Origin of the sequence: Aminobacter sp. LjRoot7, from assembly GCF_964252895.1 — a bacterium.
GTDB classification, from domain to species: domain Bacteria; phylum Pseudomonadota; class Alphaproteobacteria; order Rhizobiales; family Rhizobiaceae; genus Aminobacter; species Aminobacter aminovorans_B.
This window is the reverse complement of the sequence record NZ_CAXUPX020000001.1, coordinates 370,522-392,912: the sequence shown is the minus strand read 5'-3', so window position 1 is coordinate 392,912 and position 22,391 is coordinate 370,522. Positions and strand designations below refer to the sequence as shown.

The 22,391-nt window shown below is 64.0% G+C and carries 17 protein-coding genes; 16 read left to right on the top strand and 1 reads right to left on the bottom strand.

Going from position 1 to position 22,391, the window contains the following annotated elements:
- Window positions 1–305 precede the first annotated feature (305 nt).
- From ACSQ3E_RS01940 to ACSQ3E_RS01875, 14 genes are all read left to right on the top strand, one after another.
- Window positions 306–2,168: an autotransporter assembly complex protein TamA gene (locus ACSQ3E_RS01940; protein ID WP_436121390.1), complete on the top strand. Its 1,863-nt coding sequence runs from the start codon at window positions 306–308 to the stop codon at window positions 2,166–2,168.
- A gap of 11 nt (window positions 2,169–2,179) precedes the next feature.
- Window positions 2,180–6,349 carry a translocation/assembly module TamB domain-containing protein gene (locus ACSQ3E_RS01935; protein ID WP_436121389.1) on the top strand — a complete coding sequence of 1,390 codons (4,170 nt, stop codon included), beginning with the start codon at window positions 2,180–2,182 and terminating at the stop codon, window positions 6,347–6,349.
- 274 nt (window positions 6,350–6,623) lie between these two features.
- A complete protein-coding gene (locus ACSQ3E_RS01930; RefSeq protein ID WP_310316971.1) occupies window positions 6,624–8,276 on the top strand; it encodes an ABC transporter substrate-binding protein in 1,653 nt (550 codons plus the stop codon).
- Between the two features lie 101 nt (window positions 8,277–8,377).
- Window positions 8,378–9,412 (top strand): ABC transporter permease, encoded by a 1,035-nt coding sequence (locus tag ACSQ3E_RS01925; RefSeq protein WP_436121388.1) that lies wholly within the window; start codon window positions 8,378–8,380, stop codon window positions 9,410–9,412.
- 12 nt (window positions 9,413–9,424) lie between these two features.
- A complete protein-coding gene (locus ACSQ3E_RS01920; protein WP_310316977.1) occupies window positions 9,425–10,582 on the top strand; it encodes an ABC transporter permease in 1,158 nt (385 codons plus the stop codon).
- A gap of 11 nt (window positions 10,583–10,593) precedes the next feature.
- Window positions 10,594–12,726: a dipeptide ABC transporter ATP-binding protein gene (locus ACSQ3E_RS01915; protein ID WP_436121387.1), complete on the top strand. Its 2,133-nt coding sequence runs from the start codon at window positions 10,594–10,596 to the stop codon at window positions 12,724–12,726.
- A 993-nt stretch (window positions 12,727–13,719) separates the two neighbouring features.
- The gene (locus tag ACSQ3E_RS01910; protein WP_436121386.1) at window positions 13,720–15,072 is read left to right on the top strand and encodes an NAD(P)-dependent oxidoreductase; all 1,353 of its coding nucleotides are present in this window, start codon (window positions 13,720–13,722) and stop codon (window positions 15,070–15,072) included.
- Window positions 15,073–15,083: 11 nt separating this feature from the next.
- Entirely contained in the window at window positions 15,084–16,397 is a 1,314-nt protein-coding gene (gene preA, locus ACSQ3E_RS01905) for an NAD-dependent dihydropyrimidine dehydrogenase subunit PreA (protein ID WP_436121385.1), read from the top strand.
- 12 nt (window positions 16,398–16,409) lie between these two features.
- Window positions 16,410–16,799, top strand: a complete 390-nt coding sequence (locus ACSQ3E_RS01900) for a nuclear transport factor 2 family protein (protein ID WP_436121384.1) — start codon at window positions 16,410–16,412, stop codon at window positions 16,797–16,799.
- A 97-nt stretch (window positions 16,800–16,896) separates the two neighbouring features.
- Entirely contained in the window at window positions 16,897–17,304 is a 408-nt protein-coding gene (locus tag ACSQ3E_RS01895) for an AprI/Inh family metalloprotease inhibitor (protein WP_436121383.1), read from the top strand.
- An 84-nt stretch (window positions 17,305–17,388) separates the two neighbouring features.
- Window positions 17,389–17,916, top strand: a complete 528-nt coding sequence (locus ACSQ3E_RS01890) for an RrF2 family transcriptional regulator (RefSeq protein WP_436121382.1) — start codon at window positions 17,389–17,391, stop codon at window positions 17,914–17,916.
- A complete protein-coding gene (locus tag ACSQ3E_RS01885; RefSeq protein ID WP_436121381.1) occupies window positions 17,913–18,371 on the top strand; it encodes a carboxymuconolactone decarboxylase family protein in 459 nt (152 codons plus the stop codon). Before ACSQ3E_RS01890 ends, ACSQ3E_RS01885 begins: the two co-directional genes overlap by 4 nt.
- Window positions 18,372–18,442: 71 nt before the next feature.
- Window positions 18,443–18,820, top strand: coding sequence for a DoxX family protein (locus tag ACSQ3E_RS01880; protein ID WP_310317000.1), 378 nt, complete (start codon window positions 18,443–18,445; stop codon window positions 18,818–18,820).
- Window positions 18,821–19,055: 235 nt separating this feature from the next.
- Window positions 19,056–19,832 (top strand): EF-hand domain-containing protein, encoded by a 777-nt coding sequence (locus tag ACSQ3E_RS01875; RefSeq protein ID WP_436121380.1) that lies wholly within the window; start codon window positions 19,056–19,058, stop codon window positions 19,830–19,832.
- Window positions 19,833–19,893: 61 nt separating this feature from the next.
- On the opposite strand, the gene ACSQ3E_RS01870 is transcribed toward ACSQ3E_RS01875, so the two are convergent.
- Window positions 19,894–20,526, bottom strand: coding sequence for a TetR family transcriptional regulator C-terminal domain-containing protein (locus tag ACSQ3E_RS01870; RefSeq protein WP_436121960.1), 633 nt, complete (start codon window positions 20,524–20,526; stop codon window positions 19,894–19,896).
- A 239-nt stretch (window positions 20,527–20,765) separates the two neighbouring features.
- Here ACSQ3E_RS01870 and ACSQ3E_RS01865 point away from each other — a divergent pair, with 239 nt between their 5' ends.
- Window positions 20,766–22,094: an aspartate aminotransferase family protein gene (locus tag ACSQ3E_RS01865; RefSeq protein WP_436121379.1), complete on the top strand. Its 1,329-nt coding sequence runs from the start codon at window positions 20,766–20,768 to the stop codon at window positions 22,092–22,094.
- Complete coding sequence (locus ACSQ3E_RS01860) at window positions 22,091–22,390, top strand: cupin domain-containing protein (RefSeq protein WP_310317013.1); 300 nt, start codon at window positions 22,091–22,093, stop codon at window positions 22,388–22,390. Before ACSQ3E_RS01865 ends, ACSQ3E_RS01860 begins: the two co-directional genes overlap by 4 nt.
- Window position 22,391: the final 1 nt, after the last annotated feature.

The window sequence follows — 22,391 nt, the reverse complement described above, 5'->3', positions numbered from 1 at the left end:
CCACAGTCCAGTCAATACTGCAGCCGCGCAGGCACGGCCTGCTACGTTAATACTTGTCTTGGACGCTGTGCATGGTATTGCCCGCCCATGCGGATTGCTCCGATGACAACACCCGAATCCCTGGCCCGGCTGTCGTTCATTTGCCCAATGAATTCTGACATATCGAATGTGGCTGCTTTACGAAATGGCAGAAACTTCATTCCAATTTTAGGATTGGGAGTTACCTTGGCTTGATGTTTGTGCGGCGTTTGCGTGGATTCGACAGCCCGACGATCGCCCGTGCGCTTCCGCGCGCGGCGGTTGCAATGCTGTTGTCTACAAGCATCCTGGCCGTGGAAACCCAGCGCGCCTCAGCTTTCGAAATCTTCGGAATCAAGCTGTGGGGCTCGTCGAAGGACGACGACGCCGACGTCGTCGATCCGCTCGACTATGCCGTCACCTTCGAGGTCGACACCACTGACGACGACCTCAAGGAAGCGATCGAAAACGCCTCGCTGCTCAAGGGCGAGGAGGATCGGCCGGTGTCCGGTTCGCTCGGCCTGCTCGCCAAGGCGCGCAACGACCGCGAGCGCCTCGTCGCCGCACTGTTCTCCAAGGCGCACTATGACGGCGTCGTCAACATTTCCATTGCCGGCAAGAACCTCGACGATCTTGCGCCCGACGCCGTCTTCGACGGGCCGCAGCCGATCCCGGTCAGCGTCACGGTCCAGCCCGGCTCGATGTTCACGCTTGGCGATGTCGTGCTCAAGGGCGACGCCGCCAACATCAGGGGCGCCGATTTCGGCCTGATCGCTGGTGGCAATGCCGCCTCCGACGCCATCCTGAAGGCCGAGGCCGGCATCGTTCGTGCGCTCAAGGAAGAGGGCAGGCCGCTCGCCAAGGTGACCAGCCGCACCATCGTCGCCGATCATGCCACGACAACGCTCGACGTTACCCTCGACGTCGCCGCTGGCCCGATCGCCGGTTACGGCGCAACGACGGTCGAAGGCACCGAGGCCGTCGATCGCGACTTCACCGTCTACATGACCGGGCTTGAACCCGGCCGGAAATACTCGCCCAAGGAAATCGAGGAGGCGCGCAACCGCCTCCTGGCGCTTGAAGTGTTCAGCTCTGTCTCGATCAACGAGGCGCTGGCGCTCGATCCGACCGGCAACATCCCGATGGATGTCCGCGTCAGCGAGCGCAAAATGCGCTATTTCGGTGCTGGTGCCGCCTATTCCAACACCGAAGGCGCTGGCATTGAAGGCTATTGGGGCCACCGCAACCTGTTTGGCCGCGCCGAAAAGTTGCGCATCAGCGGCTCGATCGCCGGTATCAGCAACACCACCGAACTCAGCAGGCTCAACTACAACGCCGCCATCATGTTCGAGAAGCCCGGGGTCATCGGGCCGGCCTCGAAGTTCTTCGCCAATCTCAGGGCGTCGTTCGAGCATCCCGACGCCTATGACATCTTCTCGGTCAAGGGCAATGCCGGCGTTTCCTACGCGCTGGATCCGCAGCAGACCGTCTCGGCCTCGCTCGCCGTCGACTATTCCGACATCGAGGACGCGCTCAACCCTGACGGCAAGCGCTATTTGCTGGTCTCGACGCCGCTGCAATATGCCTTCGACAACCGCGACGACAAGCTCAACCCGACGCGCGGCTTCCGCGCGCTCGCCTATGTTGAGCCGACCTATGACGCGCTGAATGGCAACGCCTTCGTCAAGCTCAAGGGCGAGGGTTCGGCCTATTACGGCCTCGGCGACCAGAACCGCTTCGTTCTCGCCGGCCGCGTCGCCATGGGCTCGATCCTCGGCGCCGGTCTCGACGACGTGCCAGCCGACCGGCGCTTCTATTCCGGCGGCGGTGGCTCGGTGCGCGGCTATTCCTATCAGGGCATCGGCCCGGAGATTAACGGCAAACCGACGGGCGGCCTGTCCTATGCCGAGACTTCGGTCGAGATTCGCTACAACTACAACGACAAGATTGGCATCGTGCCGTTCATCGACGCCGGCACCGTCTCCGCCAAGCAGTTCCCCGATTTTGGCACCGTCAAGGTCGGCGCCGGCATCGGCGTCCGCTATCTCACGCCGTTCGGCCCGCTGCGCGTCGATGTCGCCGTGCCGCTCAATCCGGGGCCGGGCGACCCCAGCTATGGCTTCTACGCCGGCGTCGGCCAGGCGTTCTGACCGCGATGGTTATGCTGAAGAAAATCCTGCGCATCCTCCGCATCGCGGTTCTCGTCGTGCTGGCCTTCGTCATCGGCGCCACCGCCGTCTTCACGCTGACCTCGAAGGGCCGCGAAAACCTCGCCGGGCTGATCTCCAGCGTCGCCTCGACGCCCGACCAGAAGATCAGGCTGAGCGGGCTCAATGGCATCTGGTCGGGCAATCTCCGGCTCGACAACGTGGTGATCGAAGACGCCCAGGGTGCCTGGCTCGCCTTGCGCGGTGTCTCCGTGGATTGGTCGCCGCTGGCGCTTCTGTCGCGCACCTTCCGCGCCGACAGGATCGCCGCCGACCGCATCGAGCTTGCCCGCCTGCCGCAGGGCGGCACGAAGAAGGAAAGCAGCAGTGGCGGCCTGTCGCTGCCTGTTTCTGTCGACATCAAGGCGATCGAGCTGCCCGAGATCGCGCTCGGCGAAGCACTTGCTGGCAGCGGCATCGCCGAGCTTGCCGCTAAGGGCATGCTGCGCGCCGACCGCTCGCCGCTCGGCATTGAGACCAAGCTCAACGTTTCGCGCAGCGACGGCAAGCAGGGCGTGGTCGACGCCGACATCGCGTTTGCGCCCGCCGACAACCGCATCGCGCTCAACATCCGTGCCTCTGAGCCCGCCGGCGGCATCATCGCCAACATTCTCAAGCTGCCCAACCAGCCGGCGGTCGAACTCGTCGTTGCGGGCGAGGGGCCAGCCGCCAACTGGAGCGGCAACGGCACCTTCGCCGTCGACGGCAAGGTCGTCACCCGCATTTCCGGCACCCACCAGCTGACCGACAATGGCAATGTCATTTCGGCCAAGGGCGAAGGCGCCTTCGAGGATTTCCTGCCGGCCGCGTTCAAGCCGCTGCTCGCCGGCAACACCACCTTCGACGTCGCCGGCACGCGGACGACGACAGGCGGCCTCGACATCGAGCGCGCCACCGTTGCCAGCAGCGCGCTGACCGCCACCGCCGCCGGCTCGCTCAATCCGGAAGGCGCTGCTGACCTGTCGCTCGACGTCAAGGCCAATGAGGGGCCGATCGTGCTCAGCCTCGGCAGCGACGCTCAGCCGGTGACTGTCGCTATCAACGCCGCGAGCCTGCGCGCCTTTGGCGACGGCAAGGAGCCGGCAGTCGATTTCAGCGCCTCGCTGCTCTCGGTCATCGCTGGCAACACCGAACTGCGCGACATCGCCGCCTCCGCCCATTCCGACGGCTTCGACATCGCCAACCGCAGCGGCCCGCTGTCGATCAAGCTCGGCGTCGCCGAACTCAAGACCGACGTCGCCACGCTCGCACCGCTGGTCGCCGGCCGTGTCGCCGTCGACATGGCGGGCTCCATCAGCAAGGACCAGGTCGCCGTCGACGAGGGTACGATCCGTAGCGACGCGCTCAACGGCTCGCTGAACGCCAAGCTCAACCTGGCCGACATGTCGCTCGAACTCGGCGTCAAGGCCGACGTCGCCTCCAGCGCGCTGCCATCAGGCGTCCGCATCGCGCTCGCCGAGCGCACGCAGTTCTCGGCCACCGCCAGCCGCGACGCCGAAGGCAGCTTCGCTGCCAATGCGATTGAATTCACCTCCGGTGCGCTGACCGCCAGCGGCACGGCACGGATCAAGGGCACCGATGTCGATGCCAATCTCAAGGGTTCCTTCGCCGATATCTCATTGCTGTCCAAGGACGCTAAGGGTGCGGTCGACTTCGCGCTGACCGCCAAGGGCGCGCGAACCGCGCCCGACATTTCGCTGACCGTCACAAGCGACCGTATCGAGGCGGCGGCGCGCGAAATCACCGGGCTCAGCCTGAAGGCTTCAGGCAAGATCGATCCGGCCAATCCGGCCGCCAATGTAGCGCTTTCGGGCAACGTCGCCGGCCAGCCGCTCCAGGGCAGCGCCGTGCTTGCCACCGCCGACGGCAAGCGCGAGATCAAGGGCCTGTCGCTGTCGCTGGGTGAAAACAAGCTGTCGGGCGACCTGGTCCTCGACCAGGATTTCGCCCCGCTCGGCACCGTCAATATCGATATGCCCGATATCGGCCCGCTTGCAGCACTGGCGCTCGAGAAGGCCGAAGGCGACCTGCGCGGCAAGATCGACTTCACCCGCTCCGGCGACGTTCCGCAGGCGCGCCTCGAACTGGGCACCGCTTCGCTCAAGCGTGGCGATCTCGCCGCCAACGGCGTTTCCATCAATGCCGACATCCTCAACTACCTCAAGGCGCCGGCGATCTCGGGCACGATCAAGGCCAAGTCGGTGACCTCGGGCAAGACGGTCATTTCCGGCATCGATGTCGATCTCAAGCGCGATGGCGAATGGACCGGCTTCTCCGGCGGCGCCACCGTAGCCGACATTCCGGCAAAGGCTGCCGGCCGCGTGAAGCTGGCAGGCGGCACCACGACAATCGAGCTCGCCTCGGGCGAAGCCGTCATGCGCGGCATCAAGGCTGCCATTGCGCGGCCGACGACGGTCTCGATCGCAGGTGGTTCGACGACCCTCGACAAGCTCGCGCTCAATCTCGGCGGCGGCACGGCGACTGTCTCCGGCACCGCCGGCTCCGCGCTCAACCTCAACGCCACGCTGGCCAACGTGCCGGCCTCGCTCGCCAATTCTTTCGCGCCGGGCCTTGGCGCTGCCGGTTCGATCTCAGGTACGGTCAAGGTCTCGGGCGCTGCCGCCAATCCGACCGTCGGCTACGACCTCAAGGTCGCGGGTGCGGCGACCGCGCAGACCACCGGCGCCGGCTTCGGCGCCATGAACATCGGTTCGACCGGCACTTTTGCCGGCGGCAAGCTCACCTTCCAGTCGACGATCAGCGAAGGGTCGGGCCTCGCGATCAAGGGCGGCGGCAGTGTCGTCACCACTGCCAAGCCGGTGGCGCTCGACCTCAGTTTCGCTGGGCCCGTGCCGTTCCAGTTCCTCGGTCGCACGCTGGCCGCCCAGGGCATGGCCCTGAACGGCACGGCTGACGTCAATGTCCAGGTCCGCGGTCCCGCCACATCGCCCGTCATCGGCGGCAGCATCCGCGCTTCCGGTGCGCGGCTTTTGATCGCCCAGTCGGGCATCGCTATCAACGACATCAATCTCGACATCGGCATCGCCGCCGGTGTTGCCCGCATCAATCGCCTGACTGGCGCGCTCTCGACGGGCGGCCAGCTCACCGCCAGCGGCACTGTCGGCACCAATGCGGCGCAAGGCTTCCCGGCCGACATCGCCATCAAGCTGACCGACGGTCGCTACACCGATGGCCGTGTCGTCACCGCCAATCTTGGCGGCGACATCGCCATCAAGGGCCCGCTGGTTTCGGCGCCGGTGCTGTCGGGCACCATCAACCTGGCCCGTACCGTCATCAGCATTCCGGAAAAGTTCCCCGGCGCACTGACTGCCGTCGACGTCAAGCACAAGAACGCGCCCAAGGCGGTCGTCGCCCAGCAGGACGCGATGCGTCCGCCTGCCAAGGCGAGTGGCGGCAGCGGCGCGCTGATGCTCGACGTCACCGTCAACGCGCCCAACCAGATCTTCGTCCAGGGCCGCGGCCTCGACGCCGAGCTTGGCGGTTCGCTGCGCCTGTCGGGCTCGTCTGCGTCGCCGCAGGCCGTAGGCGAGTTCACACTGCGCCGTGGCCGTCTCTCCATCCTCGGCAAGCGGCTCAACTTCACCTCGGGCTCGGTCGGCTTCTCCGGCTCGTTGGTGCCGACGATCAACTTCGCCGCCGAGACGACCGCCGGCGATGCCACCGTCACCATCGGCATTACGGGCGAAGCCAACAATCCGAAATTCGCCTTCTCCTCGGTGCCGGCGCTGCCTGAGGACGAAGTACTGGCGCGGCTGATCTTCGGCCGTTCGATGTCCAACCTGTCGCCGCTGCAGATCGCCCAGCTCGCCGACGCCGCCGCCCAGATGGCCGGCATCGGCGGCTCGACGTCGCTGCTGTCGAGCCTGCGCGCCACGCTCGGCGTCGACGATCTCGACATCAAGACCAACGAGCAGGGCGACACCTCGGTTGCCGTCGGCAAGTATCTGAACGACCGCACCTATCTGTCGATCGAAGCCGGCGACCAGCCCGGCTCGGGCAAGGCCACGATCGACCTCAATGTCGGCCGTGGCGTCAAGCTGCGTGGCCAGGCCACCGACGCCGGTGAGGCCAAGGGCGGCATCTTCTACGAGAAGGAATACTGAGCGGACTGCCGCTGCGGTAACCTCTGCGCTGACATATCAGGCGAAGTGTCGTGGCACTGCCGTCGGTTGTCGGAACTCGGGCATATTAGCTCGGGGCGAAGATTCCGACGAATCCGCAACGCACTACCATTTTTGCGCCAACTCTGTCGCTATCACGCGAACTGCTCTCCTTTCAAAATTGCAGACTTACCTATGGGAACGATGACGTCCGACCGTTTTGACAACGGCAATCGGATGCGAAATGGTAACGTTACAGCTTCAATGGGAGACGGAAATGACATTCTACAAGAGCAACTCTGATCTTGTTCCCGGCCACATCCGTGAACTGGCCGATGCTGTCGTCGACGGCAAGATGGACCGTCGCGAGTTCCTCGCGATGGCAACGACCTTCGGCGCATCCGCAGCCATGGCTTATGGCATGATCGGTCTCGCCATGCCCGTCGAGGCCCAGGCGCAGGAAGCCAAGAAGGGCGGCATCCTGAAAGTCGCGCAGTGGATCAAGGACCCCAAGGATCCGCGCAAGGCGGACTGGTCCGAGATCGCCAATGCCGAGCGCCAGGCGATCGAGCCGCTGGTCAAGTACACCGACAAATACACCTTCGAACCCTATCTGCTGGCCAGCTGGGAAGTGAACGACGACGCCACCGAATACGTCCTGCACGTCCGTCCGGGCGTGACCTGGTCGAATGGCGATGCGTTCAACGCCGATGATGTGATCTTCAACTTCACCCGCTGGGCCGACAAGAGCGCTGAAGGCAATTCGATGCCCGGCCGCCTCGGCACGCTGGTCGACGAGAAGTCCGGCAAGCTGCGCGAAGGCTCGGTCGAGAAGGTCGACGACATGACGGTCAAGCTCAAGCTGACCACCTCCGACATCTCGATCATCCCGAATCTCTGCGACTATCCTGGCCTCATCGTCCACAAGACCTTCGACGAGAAGGGCGGCGACTTCAAAGCCTGCCCGATCGGCACCGGTCCGTTCGAGCTCGTCTCCTACGATGTCGGCTCGAAGGTGGTCTACAAGCGCCGCGAAGACAACAAGTGGTGGAACGGCGAGGTCTATCTCGACGGCGTCGAGCTGATCGACTACGGCACCGACCCGGCCGCCATGGTCAGCGCCTTCGAGGCCAACGAAGTGCACACCAACTTCGAAACCTCGGCCGACTATGTCTCGATCCTTGACGGCCTCGGCCTGGTCAAGTCGGAAGTCGTGACCGCAGCCACCATCGTTGCCCGCACCAACGTCGCCAACAAGCCCTATGACGACCAGAAGGTGCGTCAGGCGCTGCACAAGGCCGTCGACAACGCGGTCGTGCTGCAGCTCGGCTACGGCAATGCCGGCGCTGTCGCCGAAAACCACCACGTTGCGCCGATCCATCCGGAATACTTCGAGCTGCCCAAGCAGACCCGCGATCCGGCAGCGGCCAAGGCGCTGATGGCGGAAGCCGGCCAGGCCGACTTCGAGCACGAGCTGATCACCGTCGACGAGGACTGGCACAAGAACACCGGCGACGCGATCGCCGCCCAGCTGCGCGATGCCGGCATCAAGGTCAAGCGCACCGTTCTGCCCGGTTCGACCTTCTGGAACGACTGGACCAAGTACCCGTTCTCGATGACCAACTGGAACATGCGCCCGCTCGGCGTGCAGGTTCTGGCGCTGGCCTACCGCACCGGCGAAGCCTGGAACGAAAGCGCCTGGTCGAACCCTGAGTGGGACAAGAAGCTGAACGCAGCACTGGCCGTCGCCGACGTCGCCAAGCGCAAGGACATGATGAAGGACATCGAGCAGACACTGCAGGATGCCGGCATCATCATCCAGCCGTTCTGGCGCAAGCTCTACAACCACTCGGTCGCCGCGGTGAAGGGCGGCGGCATGCACCCGACCTTCGAGCACGATTACGGCAAGGTGTGGCTCGACCAGGCCTAAGCCTGGGCCGCATTTCGGGGAGGGGTGTCCTGCACCCCTCCCGCCTTCCGCAACCGGGTTGATCGCCACGGACCCCAAACCCACAAAGGCAGGGGACGCCAATGCTATCCTTCATCTCGCGCCGCCTCGGCACCATGGTACTGACCATGCTGTGCCTGACCCTCGTGGTGTTCTTCCTCATCAATCTCGAGCCCAACCTGAAGAAGCTGGCAATCAGCCAGACCGAAATGCGCACGACGTCTGATCAGCTCGAAAGCTGGCTGCAGCGCAACGGCTACCGCCAGAACTTCTTCATCCGCTACGGCCAGTGGCTCGGCGTCGTTCAGAAGCAGCCCAACATCGACCCGGCCACCGGCCAGGCGGTGCCGCGCTTCCGCTTCTGCAACGAGGCGGCGGAGCCGACCTATTCCGGCATCCTGCAGGGCGATTTCGGCTGCTCGACCAAGTTCAAGACACCTGTCGCAACCAAGCTCTTCCCGGCCCTGGGCGCCACCGGCATCCTGATGTTCTGGGTGCTCGTCACCATGGTGCCGATATCGCTGCTGATCGGCATCCTCGCCGGCATGCGCGAAGGGTCGCGCACCGACCGGACATTGTCGGTTGCCTCGATCGCAACGACGGCGACGCCTGAATATGTCTCGGGCGTCATCTTCACCGTCATCTTCGCCTCGTGGCTCGGCTGGCTCAACGGCTCGGCCGCCTCCGCCAGCCAGGGCATCACCTTCTACAACTTCACCCTGCCGGTCATGACGCTCGCCATCTACGGCATCGGCTACATCGCCCGCATGACACGCGCCTCGATGGTCGAGGTGATGACCCAGCAATATATCCGCACCGCGCGCCTCAAGGGCCTGTCCTTCGGAAATGTCGTGGTCAAGCACGCGTTGCGCAACGCGCTGATCGCACCCTTCACCGTCATCATGCTGCAGTTCCCGTGGCTGCTCACCGGCGTCGTCATCGTCGAGGTGATGTTCCGCTACCAGGGCTTTGGCTACACGCTTGTCGAAGCCGCCGGCAATAACGACATCGACCTGTTGCTCGGCTGCTCGCTGGTCTCGGTCTTCATCGTGCTTATCACCCAGCTGATCTCAGATGTCGGCTACGCCTACCTCAATCCACGCATCCGCGTTCAGTAGGGAGACGGCCGCATGCAGCTCGAATTCATCGGCGCCTTCCAGGTCTTCCTCGGCGTGCTCGCCCGCTTCTGGCCGGTGTGGCTGGCCATGGCCATCGTGCTGGTCGCCAGCTTCAACTTCCGCAAGCATCTTGGCCTCTACGGCCAGCTCTTCGACTCGGGCGTCGGCATTGCCGGCGTCGGCATCTGCTTCTTCTGGCTGTTCACAGCGATCTTCGCGGCCAAGGTCGCGCCCTTCGACCCGCTCAGCCAGATCCCGATCATGAAGGACGCGCTGCCCGGCGCCATCGAGCCGGCATCGAAGCAGGTCTATCTGTTCGGCGGCGACAAGCTCGCCCGCGACGTGTTCTCGCGCATGGTCTATGGCAGCCAGATCGTGCTGATCATCGCACCGGCGGCCACCGCCTTCGCGCTGATGGTAGGCATCACGCTCGGCCTGCCGGCCGGCTACTACGGTGGGCGAATCGACTCCTTCCTGTCCTTCCTCGCCAATCTGGTGCTCGCCTTCCCGGTGATCCTGCTCTTCTACCTGCTGGTCACCCCGGGCATCATGGACACGCCGATCCCCTATGCCATGGCCGGCGTGTTCTTCCTGTTCCCGATCATCTTCTTTTCGGTGCTGTTCTACACCCGCTTCAAGAGCCGACCCGAACGCATCTACCTGCAGCTCGGGCTCACCCTGCTGCTCGGCGGCTGGGTCTATGTCGGACTGGTCTTCAACGCCGATCCGCTCGGCATCATCTCGATAGACCCCAACCAGCTCAACATCTTCGTCGCCGTCGTCTTCGCTTCCAGCCCGGGCGTGTTCCGCATCGTCCGCGGCCTGACCATGGACATCAAGACGCGCGACTACGTCTCCGCCGCCCAGACCCGCGGCGAGAGCCCGTGGTACATCATGCTGTGGGAGATCTTGCCAAACGCGCGCGGTCCGCTGATCGTCGATGCCTGCCTGCGTATCGGCTACACCACCATCCTGCTCGGCACGCTCGGCTATTTCGGCCTCGGCCTGGCGCCCGAAAGCCCGGACTGGGGTACGGCGATCAAGGACGCCAGCCGCCTGCTGCGCTCGTTCATCCACCCGGCATTGCCGCCGACAATCGCGCTGATGTCCTTCGTGCTCGGCCTCAACCTTCTTGCCGATGCGCTGCGCGAACAATCGATGAAGGACTGAAGGAGAGCGTCATGAACGAGACCGTCAGAAACGCTGCCGCCGAACCGATCATCGAGATCGAAAACCTGTCGATCTCGTTCTTCACCCGCCGCGGCGAAATCCCTGCGGTGATGGATTTTTCCTGCACCGTCATGCCGGGCGAGGCGATGGGAATCGTCGGCGAAAGCGGCTGCGGCAAGTCGACCGTGTCGCTCGGTATCATGCGCGACCTCTCCAACATCGGAAAGATCGTCGGCGGCCGCATCAAGTTCCAGGGCAAGGACATGGGCGACATGTCCGACGAGGAGCTGCGCTCCATCCGCGGCAACAAGATCGCCATGATCTACCAGGAGCCGATGGCCAGCCTGAACCCGGCGATGAAGGTCGGCCAGCAGCTGATGGAAGTGCCGATGATCCACGACAAGGTGTCGAAGGAAGAGGCCTACAAACGCGCACTGGAAATGGTCCGCTCCGTCAAGCTGCCCGACCCCGAGCGCATGATGCGCTCCTTCCCGCACCAGCTCTCTGGCGGCCAGCAGCAGCGCATCGTCATTGCCATGGCGCTGCTGTCCAATCCGGCGCTGCTTTTGCTCGATGAGCCGACGACGGCGCTCGACGTCACCGTCGAGGCCGGTATCGTTCAACTGGTCAAGGGGCTCGGCAAGCAGTTCGGCACCTCGATGATCTTCGTGTCGCACAATCTCGGGCTGATCCTCGAGACCTGTGACCGGATTACAGTGATGTATTCGGGCGAGGCGGTGGAGACCGGCTCGATCAAGGACGTCTTCGACCGGATGCGCCACCCCTATACGCAGGGGCTGTTCCGCTCGATTCCGCTGCCGGGTGCTGACAAGAACTCGCGCCCGCTGGTCGCCATTCCCGGCCAGCTGCCTTTGCCGCACCAGCGTCCCAAGGGCTGCAATTTCGGCCCGCGCTGCCACCATTTCGTCGAAGGCGTCTGCAACGCCGACGAAATCCCGATGATCCCGGTCACTGGGCACGACGGCCATTTCAGTCGCTGCGTGCGCTTCAACGAGATCGACTGGGCGGCCATGCCGCCGGGCGCCGAAAAGAAGCACGAGCCGGTCAAGCCGGGCGCGCCGGTGCTCCGGATTGAGGACCTCAGGAAATATTACCGCGTCGGCGGCAGCGAGGTCTTCGGCTCCAGCGAGGGCAGGGTGGTCAAGGCCAATGAGACCATCAGTTTCGAGGCGCGCGAATCCGAAACCGTCGCCATCGTCGGCGAGAGCGGCTGCGGAAAATCGACGCTTGCCAAGGTGTTGCTCGGCCTCGAGACGGCCAGTTCCGGCAAGGTGCTGCTCGGCAACAAGGAGATCCAGTCGACCGGCATCGAGGACCGCGACGTCGCCACCGTCGCGTCGATCCAGATGGTGTTCCAAAACCCGTTCGACACGCTCAACCCGAGCCATTCGGTGGGCTCGCAGATCGTGCGCACGCTGGAGAAGTTCAAGGTCGGCAAGACGGCAAACGACCGCAAGCAGCGCATGCTGGAGCTGCTCGACCTGGTCAAGCTGCCACGCGCTTTCGCCGAACGCATGCCGCGCCAGCTCTCGGGCGGGCAGAAGCAGCGCATCGGCGTCGCCCGCGCCTTCGCCGGCCAGGCCAGGGTCGTCGTCGCCGACGAGCCGGTCTCGGCGCTCGACGTCTCGGTCCAGGCAGCCGTGACCGAGCTTCTGATGGACATCCAGCGCAAGTCGAAGACGACGATGCTGTTCATCAGCCACGATCTCTCAGTCGTGCGCTACATCGCCGACCGCGTGGTGGTCATGTATCTCGGCCACATCGTCGAGCAGGGCACCACCGACCAGATTTTCTCTCCGCCCTATCACCCCTATACCGAGGCACTGCTCTCGGCGATCCCGATTGCCGACACGTCGGTGGTGAAGAAGCATATCGTGCTCGAAGGTGACATTCCCTCGGCAATGAACCCGCCGCCGGGTTGCCCGTTCCAGACCCGCTGCCGCTACAAGAGCCAGGTTCCGGGCAATCTCTGCGAGACCCAGGTGCCGCCGGTGCGCGAGTTCGGCAACGGCCACCAGATCAAATGCCACCTCCCGCCCAGTGCCTTCGAAGCCATGGAACCGGTCATCAGCCTTGGCAAGGGAGCTGTGCCAGGCGCGCACGACATCACGCCGGAGGCGTGAGGGGCGGGCACTGGTGGTGGCTCGAACGCCGGATAACGCCGGTCGCTTCGGCGCTAGTGTGCCGGCGGTCAGGAAGGGTGAGGGTGTGGACAACTTCTCCACGCCCCTCCATTTTTCTGAACACCATCGCCAAGCGGAATTCCCGCAGATCGCCTCAGCCGCGATCCTTCCCACTCCCTCTGCCCTGCCGGGCATCTCCCCCGCAGGGGGAGATCAGGCCGTCATCGCCGCCGCGGCCAATCGCCAAGGTCGCCAGTCCTTCCGCGCTTTTCCGTGGGGCGTTGCAGAATGGGCGCCGCCAGCGACGCGACTAATCTCCCTCCTTGTGGGGGAGATGGCCGGCAGGTCAGAGGGGGGTGCGAAGGATCACCGAGGGGAAGGTTGGCTTCGTAGGGCGCTACCGAACCACCCTTTGAACCCGCTCCCTGTCAGCATCTCTGTCACCAACCCGCGTGGATAACCGCCCCGGTTTGTCCTCGCCCTCTCCACCTCCCGTAAAATCCCCCTTGCGATCTTCCACGGGACTCCGGTGCGCACCGGGCAGCGGGGGGAAGCGCCGGTGCCGGGCTGGCAGGAGGTCGGATCTCCTGCTGGGTGATGAGCCCCCAAGCCCGGGCCTTGCGGCGGCTGGCGGTGAAAGCCGAGGCGACTGAGCGGGGCAAGAACACCGGGCGGGGCGCGAACGTCGCGCCACATACTTACAATCGGAAGGCACGGCCTCGCGCCCCGCTTCCCGAAGTTTTCTCAAACAATAGCCAGACCGGAAACGGGGCGTGGCAAGGCGAGAACAGGCCTTCTCCCGCAAGGGGAGAAGGCCTTGCCAATGCCCTGCCTCTCCCAACGGAAGGAATCACCCCAGAATCAGCAAATCTTGACCAAAATAATCATCTTATTTTCACGCAAAATCAAAGGCTTACGCCAAAAATTGACCAATTGATAAAAAAATAGAACGTGCTACGCTTCCTCAAAACGAGAATAAATTGGGGAACTGGAATGGCAGAAGGTCTTTTCAAGGAAGGCATCGTCGGCGGCCGCCTTGCGCCAGCACAATACGCCGATAATTTCTCCGACCTGCACCCCGCGCTCGACCATCACGAGGCGCTGGTGGAGTCGGATCGTTGCTATTTCTGCTACGATGCGCCCTGCATGCAGGCATGCCCGACATCGATCGACATCCCGATGTTCATCCGCCAGATCTCGACCGGCAATCCGATCGGTTCGGCCAAGACGATCTTCGACCAGAACATCCTCGGCGGCATGTGCGCGCGAGTCTGCCCGACCGAGACCTTGTGCGAAGAGGTCTGCGTCCGCGAGGTCGCCGAAGGCAAGCCGGTGCAGATCGGCCGCCTGCAGCGCTACGCCACCGATGTCGCGATGCAGCAGGGCAAGCAGTTCTACAGCCGCGCCGAGCCGACCGGCAAGAAGGTCGCTATCGTCGGCGCGGGCCCGGCCGGCCTTGCCGCCGCGCACCGCCTGGCGCGCCACGGCCATGACGTGACAATCCTTGAGGCGCGGCCCAAGTCGGGCGGCCTCAACGAATACGGCATCGCCGCCTACAAGAGCACCGACGATTTCGCCCAGGCGGAAGTCGACTACGTCACCGCGATCGGCGGCATCAACACCGAGAACGGCAAGGCGCTCGGCCGCGACTACCATCTCGCCGACCTGACCTCTTCTTATGACGCGGTGTTCCTCGGTCTCGGCCTCGCCGGCGTCAATGCGCTGCGCGCCGAAGGCGAGGATGCCTCTGGTGTCTCCAACGCCGTCGACTTCATCTCTGTGCTGCGCCAGTCGAGTGATCTCGCCGGCCTGCCGGTCGGGCGCCGCGTCGTCGTCATCGGTGGTGGCATGACGGCGGTTGACGCCGCCGTGCAGTCCAAGCTGCTTGGCGCCGAGGAGGTGACGATCTGCTACCGCCGCGGCCAAGAGCACATGAACGCTTCGGAGTTCGAACAGGATCTGGCGGCTGCCAACGGCGTCGTCATCCGTCACTGGCTGCAGCCGAAGAAGGTCATTTCGGAAGGCGGCAAGGTCGTTGCCATCGAGCTCGAATACACTGCGATGAAGGGCGACAAGCTGAGCGGCACTGGCGAGATCGTCAGGCTTGCCGCCGACCAGGTGTTCAAGGCGATCGGCCAGAGCTTCGAGCCTTCGGCGCTTAATGGCAGCGGCCCCTCGGTTGCCATGGAAGGCGGCCGCATCAAGGTCGATGGCGAAGGCCGCACCTCGCTCGCCAAGGTCTGGGCCGGTGGCGACTGCATCGCAGGAGGCGACGACCTGACCGTCTCGGCCGTGGCGCAAGGGCGCGACGCGGCTGAATCCATCCACCGCGCCCTGGTCGGCTGAGGGAGGACAAGATGGCAGACATCCGCAACAATTTCGTCGGCATCAAGTCGCCCAACCCGTTCTGGCTGGCGTCCGCGCCGCCGACCGACAAGGCCTACAACGTCGTCCGCGCCTTCAAGGCAGGCTGGGGTGGAGTGGTCTGGAAGACGCTGGGCGAGGAAGGCCCGCCCGTCGTCAACGTCAATGGCCCGCGCTATGGCGCGATCTGGGGTGCCGACCGGCGCCTGCTCGGCCTCAACAACATCGAGCTGATCACCGATCGCGACCTGCAGACCAACCTGCGCGAGATCAAGCAGACCAAGATGGAGTGGCCCGACCGGGCGATCGTCGTGTCGCTGATGGTGCCCTGCATCGAGGAAGCCTGGAAGGCGATACTGCCTGTGGTCGAGGAGACCGGCGCCGACGGTATCGAGCTCAATTTCGGCTGCCCGCACGGCATGTCGGAGCGCGGCATGGGTGCTGCTGTCGGCCAGGTGCCCGAATACATCGAGATGGTGGTGCGCTGGTGCAAGGCAAACACCCGCATGCCCGTCATCACCAAGCTGACGCCCAACATCACCGACGTGCGCAAGCCCGCGCGCGCCGCACTCGCCGGCGGCACCGACGCGGTGTCGCTGATCAACACCATCAACTCGATAACAGGCGTCGATCTCGACAGCTTCGCGCCGCAGCCGACAATCGACGGCAAGGGCTCGCATGGCGGCTATTGCGGCCCAGCGGTCAAACCGATCGCCATGAACATGGTGGCCGAGATCGCTCGCGACCCTGAAACCGCCGGGCTGCCGATCTCCGGCATCGGCGGCATCACCACTTGGCGCGATGCGGCCGAATTCATGGCGCTTGGTGCCGGCAACGTGCAGGTCTGCACTGCAGCCATGACCTACGGCTTCAAGATCGTGCAGGAGATGATCGCCGGCCTCGAAAACTGGATGGACGAGAAGGGCCACAAGTCGCTCGACGACATCGTTGGCCGTGCAACGCCCAACGTCACCGACTGGCAGCATCTCAACCTCAACTACGTCGCCAAGGCGCGTATCGACCAGGACGCCTGCATCAAGTGCGGCCGCTGCCACATCGCCTGCGAGGACACCTCGCACCAGGCGATCACCAGCATGCTCGACGGCGCGCGCCACTTCGAGGTGATCGAGGAAGAGTGCGTCGGCTGCAACCTTTGCGTCAATGTCTGCCCGGTCGATGGCTGCATCACCATGGAGCCTCTCGCTGTTGGCGCCATGGACAAGCGCACCGGCAAGCCGGTGTCGCCACACTATGCCAACTGGACGACGCATCCCAACAACCCGATGGCCAAGGTGGCGGCGGAGTAGGGGCGGCGATCCATGGACGACAAGGGCGAGATCATTGAACTCGCTCTTGCCTGGGCGGAGGCGATCGTTTCGAATGACGCCACCGCCATTGGCGCCTTCATGGCCGACGACTGGTTGATCGTCGGCCCCGACGGCGCCACCGCCAAGGCGGATTTTCTTGGCTTGGTCGCCTCGGGCGACCTCACCCACGACATGATGCGAACTGCCAGCGAACCACGCGTCGAGGTCCATGGCGCCACAGCCGTCTACACCGCCCGGGTGACCAACAGCGGCCATTTTCGCGGACCGCGTTTCACAGCCGACGAATGGACCAGCGATGTCTTCGTCCGCGACGGCGCAAGCTGGAAATGCGTGCTCAGCCACGTGACGCCTGCAGCGAAGGGGACGGCCGACGGCGACTGACGTCTCGCGCCTGCCGCCAACTCGTCCGAACGACCCCGCTCGACAAAGGCGCGCGCGTGCCGATATCGTCGCCCTGGTTGCGTTAGGGAGAGGGACGATGCGGCTGATCGTGGCAGGTGGGATGGTCGCGGCGAGCCTGCTTTCCGGGTTGGCGCAGGCCGACGATCTTCAGTCGCTCGACCTCGATGCGCTCGACAAGGCCGAGGGCGCGGACTTTCTCGGCAAATGGCAGATCCGCAACGAGGCCGGCGACAAGAGCTGCGACGTCGTGCTCAAGCGCGAGATGACCATCGGCGGCATGCAGATCGATGTCGACCCGGCCTGCGCCAAAGCCTTTCCTATCATGGACGAGATTGCTGCCTGGCGCCTCAAGGAGGGGTGGGCCATCGACCTCGTCGACGCGGTCAGGCAGATGCGCCTGCGCTTCACCGTGCCCGACGTGACCTATATCGCGGCACAGGAGATCGACGGCATCTTCACCATCGCACAACTGCCGAAGCAGTGAGCCGCGACGCGGGTCCCTCCAGCCTGCGCCTATTGCGGATAATGTTTATCCACGATATAAAATATCCGCGATAAGGAGATGGCGATGAAGCTTGGCGATGGCGTGGAGGCGGCGATCCATTGTGCGGCAATGCTGGCTGGCGTCGACGGCGACGGCACGCTGCCGGGCAATGCCATGGCCGAGGCTTTTGGGCTGTCGCCGAGTTACCTGCTCAAGCATCTCAAGGCTCTGACGGCGGCGAAGGTGCTGGAGTCGGTGCCGGGTCCGAGCGGCGGCTACAGGCTGGCGAAGCCGGCCGAGCAGATCACGTTGCTCGACATCGTGCTGGCGATCGAGGGCAGGGAGCCGGCATTCCGTTGCGGTGAGATCAGGCAGAAGGGCAGCTATGCGCTCGACCCATCGGCCTATGTAAAGCCCTGCGGCATCAACGTCGCCATGCTCAAGGCCGAGCGCGCCTACCGGATGGCGCTCGCCGGCACGCGGCTTTCCGACATCGTCACCGACTTCACCGACAACACCGACCAGCGCATCGTCGCCGCCAGCTGCGCCTTTGTCGCGCTGAACCAGCGGCCACAGAAGACAAGAACCGTCAACGAAAGGAAGATGCCGTGAAACCAAGGATGAATTTCTACACCGCCGCACCCGAGCTGACCAAGCTTCTGGTCTCGCTCAATACCGCGATCAATGAATGCGGGCTCGAGCACAGCCTGCTGCACCTGATCAAGCTGCGCGCGTCGCAGATCAACGGCTGCTCCTATTGCGTCGACATGCACAGCCGCGAGGCGAAGCAGGACGGCGAGACCGAGCAGCGCCTCTGGCTCGTTGCGGCATGGAAGGAATCGCCGCTTTTCAGCGAGCGCGAGCGCATGGCCTTTGCCTGGACCGAAGCCGTCACGAACATTGCTGATGCCGGTGTTCCGGCCGAGCTTTATGCCGAAGGGCAGAAGCATTTTTCCGGTGAAGAGCTGGTCAAGCTCACCATGGCGGTCGGCATGATCAACACCTGGAACCGGCTCTGCGTGACGTTCCACGCCGTCCATCCGGTCGCCGAAGCCAAGGCCGCCTGACTTTTCGAGCCTTCCCAAAATCAAAAGCATTTTTCAGCGGCCGCCGATGGCGGTCGCGCAAGGAGCTGTTCATGTTCGAAACGGATATTTCGGCGCTGGCCGCGGTCGGCCGTCTTTTGCTCGGCGGCGCTTTCGTTTTTGCCGGCCTGCGCAACATCGCCAACACCAAGCTTCTGTCAGGCATGATGACGGCGCGCGGCGTGCCGCAGGCCCATCTCGTCCTATGGGCTGGGATCATCCTGCAGATCACCGCCGGCCTGATGCTGGTGGTCGGTTTTCACGCTGCCTATGCGGCCGCGGCGCTGATCGTGTTTCTGATTGCCGGCACGCTGATGTTCAACAATTTCTGGGATCATCAGGGCCCGGACCGCGCCTCGCGAATCAATGGCGTGGTCAGCAACGTGGCGCTGGCCGGCAGTTTTCTGATGGTGATCGCAGCGGGAAGCTAAACCGCCTGGCAGCGAAGGAACAGATTCAACTTCCGCTGCCAAGTCACGACAGCGCAAGTGCTTTCCCGATTGGTGGCTGGTCTGCGGTCAGCGGCGCTTTTGTCTTCAAGCGTGGTGACTTCGCTCTGTCCGGACACGAAAACGCCTGCATCGGGACGCCTCTCGTGTTTCAATGAGTGCTGCGGCCTGTCGTGATTGGTGGGCCGCCAAGCCGGCGGCGAAGACGAGACACGCCATGACCAGAGCTCCCAAGAAAAGCGAAACGCTGGAAATCCGGATCCCGCACGAGACCAAGCAGGCCCTGATGGCCCGCAGCCGGGCCGAGGGGAAGCCGGCCAGCGAGGTCGTGCGCGGTTTTATCGACGCCTATCTGGCCGAAGCGGCATGTTCAACACCCTCAGCATGGGACAGAAACATGACCAGACTTCGCCTCTACGCACGGCCATCCATGGCCCTTTTCGCCACCCTCGTCGCCGTGGGCGGCGTCGGGCTCGCTGTGTCGCCGGCAACTGCGCTGCCGGATCTGCAGGCCGCCTTCAAGGAAGCGGACGCCGACGGCAATGGCGCGCTCAGCCCAGAGGAATTCGGTGGCACGTTGGCCAGAACATTCAAGATCGGTCCGGCGGGGGCGGCCGAGCTGCCGGCGCCGCCGAAAGCTGATAAAGCCCAGCCTGGGCTGATGTTCGTCGTGCGCGCCGCAACCGGGGCGGGCGACAAGCCAGTGTCACTGTCGGTGCGCGTGCCAGATGAGTCAGGCGCCGGCAAGGATCGCGCCGGCCAGTTCAGGAAAATGGACCTCGACGGCGATGGCAGATTGAACTTCGGGGAATTCGAGGCGCATCACCGGGCATTGGTCGACCGGGCGTTTGCCGCTGTCGATGCCGACAAGGACGGCTTCCTGTCGCCAGGCGAGGTCGGCAGCGATGGCAATCGCCCCGATATCGTTGCTGCCTTCGACCGTGATGCCGATGGCAGGCTGTCGCGTCAGGAGTTCATGGCGCCCAGGGAGTAAGGCGAGAGAACCCAGCCGTTGCGAGTGACGCCAGGCGTCCGGATGGACGCGCCTGCGGCGGTCAACCCTTCGGCTTGAGCCCTTCGAGGAACAACTGCTCGAGAAACCGGGCAGCATCCTCGAAGCGGCCGTCGCCGCCACGGTCCGGGCCGAGCACGGCGCGGACCTGGACGTCGAAATCGGCATAGTGCTGGGTCGTCGCCCAGATCGAGAAGATCAGGTGCCAGGGGTCGGTCCTGGCGATCTTGCCTGCCCGCATCCAGCCCTTGATGACCTCGGCTTTCTCGTCGACGAGCTCTTTCAGCTCGCCTTCCAGCATCGGCATGATGCGCGGTGCGCCCTGCAGGATCTCGTTGGCGAAGAGCCGGCTCTCGCGCGGGTAGTCGCGCGCCATTTCGAGCTTGCGCCTGATGTAGCTGCGCAGCTCGGTCATCGGGTCGCCGATGTTGTCGAGTTCCTTCAAGGGCGCGAGCCAAGTGTCGAGCAGCCGGTGCATCAGCGTCTCGTGGATGTCTTCCTTGCGCCTGAAATAATAGAGCAAATTGGGCTTCGACATGCCCGCCGCTTCGGCGATCTGGTCGATGGTCGAACCACGGAAGCCGTTGGTGGAAAACACCTCCAGGGCGGCTTCGAGGATGACCTCGCGCTTCTCCTTCTGGATGCGGGTGCGGCCGCGCGGTGTCGAGCCTTCCATAGTCATGACGTCCCGAAATCGAGGGTAGGTGACTGCAGTCTCTGGACCAATCGGCTGGACCAGTTCTTGCTGACCTGTGGAGCGCGCCTCCCAAGCCGCATTTCCGGTAGTAATCCCTTGACCGCCAAAGCGGCGGTGCTAACGTTTGTCCATTCGGTCAAAAAATTGCGTAGCATGAAAACGCACCGAAGACCAAGCGTTGGCCGTACCTAAACAGGGGAAGAAAGGAAAGCTTGGTCATGTCGGACAGGCTCAAAGTTACGCCCAACGATCTCAGCGCATTCTGGATGCCGTTCACCTCGAACCGGCAGTTCAAGCAGGCGCCGCGCATGATGGTTGCGGCCAAGGACATGCATTACACGTCGAGCGACGGCCGCAAGATTCTAGACGGCACCGCCGGTCTCTGGTGCGTCAATGCCGGCCACTGCCGGCCCAAGATCACCGAGGCGATCCAGAAGCAGACCGCAGAGCTCGACTATGCGCCGGCGTTCCAGATGGGCCACCCGATTGTCTTCGAACTGGCCAACCGCCTCGTCGACATCGCGCCCGAGGGCATGGACCACGTCTTCTTCACCAATTCGGGCTCTGAATCGGTCGATACCGCGCTCAAGATGGCGTTGGCCTATCACCGCGTGAAGGGCGATGGCGCGCGCACCCGCCTCATCGGCCGCGAGCGCGGCTATCACGGCGTCAATTTCGGCGGCATCTCGGTCGGCGGCATCGTCACCAACCGCAAGATGTTCGGCACGCTGCTGACCGGCGTCGACCACATGCCGCACACGCATTTGCCGGCCAAGAATGCCTTCACCAAGGGCGAGCCGGAGTATGGCGCTGAACTCGCCGACGAACTCGAGCGCATCGTCACGTTGCATGACGCTTCGACCGTCGCCGCCGTCATCGTCGAACCGGTCGCAGGTTCCACCGGCGTGCTGATCCCGCCGAAGGGCTATCTCCAGAAGCTGCGCGACATCTGCACCAAGCACGGCATCCTGCTGATCTTCGACGAGGTCATCACCGGTTTCGGCCGCCTCGGCACGCCGTTTGCCGCCGACTACTTCGGCGTCATCCCCGACATCATCACCACCGCCAAGGGCGTCTCCAACGGCGTCATCCCGATGGGTGCTGTGTTCGTCAAGAAGGAAATCCACGACGCCTTCATGACCGGCCCCGAGCACATGATCGAGTTCTTCCACGGCTACACCTATTCGGGCAATCCGATCGCTTCGGCCGCGGCACTCGCCACCCTCGACACCTACAAGGAAGAGGGCCTGCTCACTCGTGGCGCCGAGCTTGCTTCCTACTGGGAAGAGGCGCTGCATTCGCTGAAGGGCGAGCCGCATGTCATCGACATCCGCAACATCGGCCTGATCGGCGCGATCGAGCTTTCGCCGATTGCGGGCGCTCCGACCAAGCGGGCGTTCTCGGCGTTCGTCAAGGCGTTCGAGCGCGGCGCGCTGATCCGCACCACGGGCGATATCATCGCGCTGTCGCCGCCGCTCATCATCACCAAGGGCCAGATCAACGAACTGATCGATCACGTCCGGGAAGTGCTGAGGATGGTGGATTGACCTACCAGGCGCGGCAACAGGCGACGAGCGAAGTGCTCGTCGACGACGACAAGGTCCGCGTCACGCGCTGGGATTTCGATCCCGGCGCGGAAACGCGCTGGCACCGCCATGGCATGGACTATGTCGTGACGACGATCACGCCGTGCGCATTTCTGCTGGAAGAGCCCGGCGGTGGTACGCGACGCGTCGACATGGCTGCCGGTGTCGCCTATAGGCGCGACGAAGGCGTCGAGCACAATGTGGTCAATGCTGGCGACAAGCCTATGTCGTTCGTTGAAGTCGAGTTGAAAGCATAAG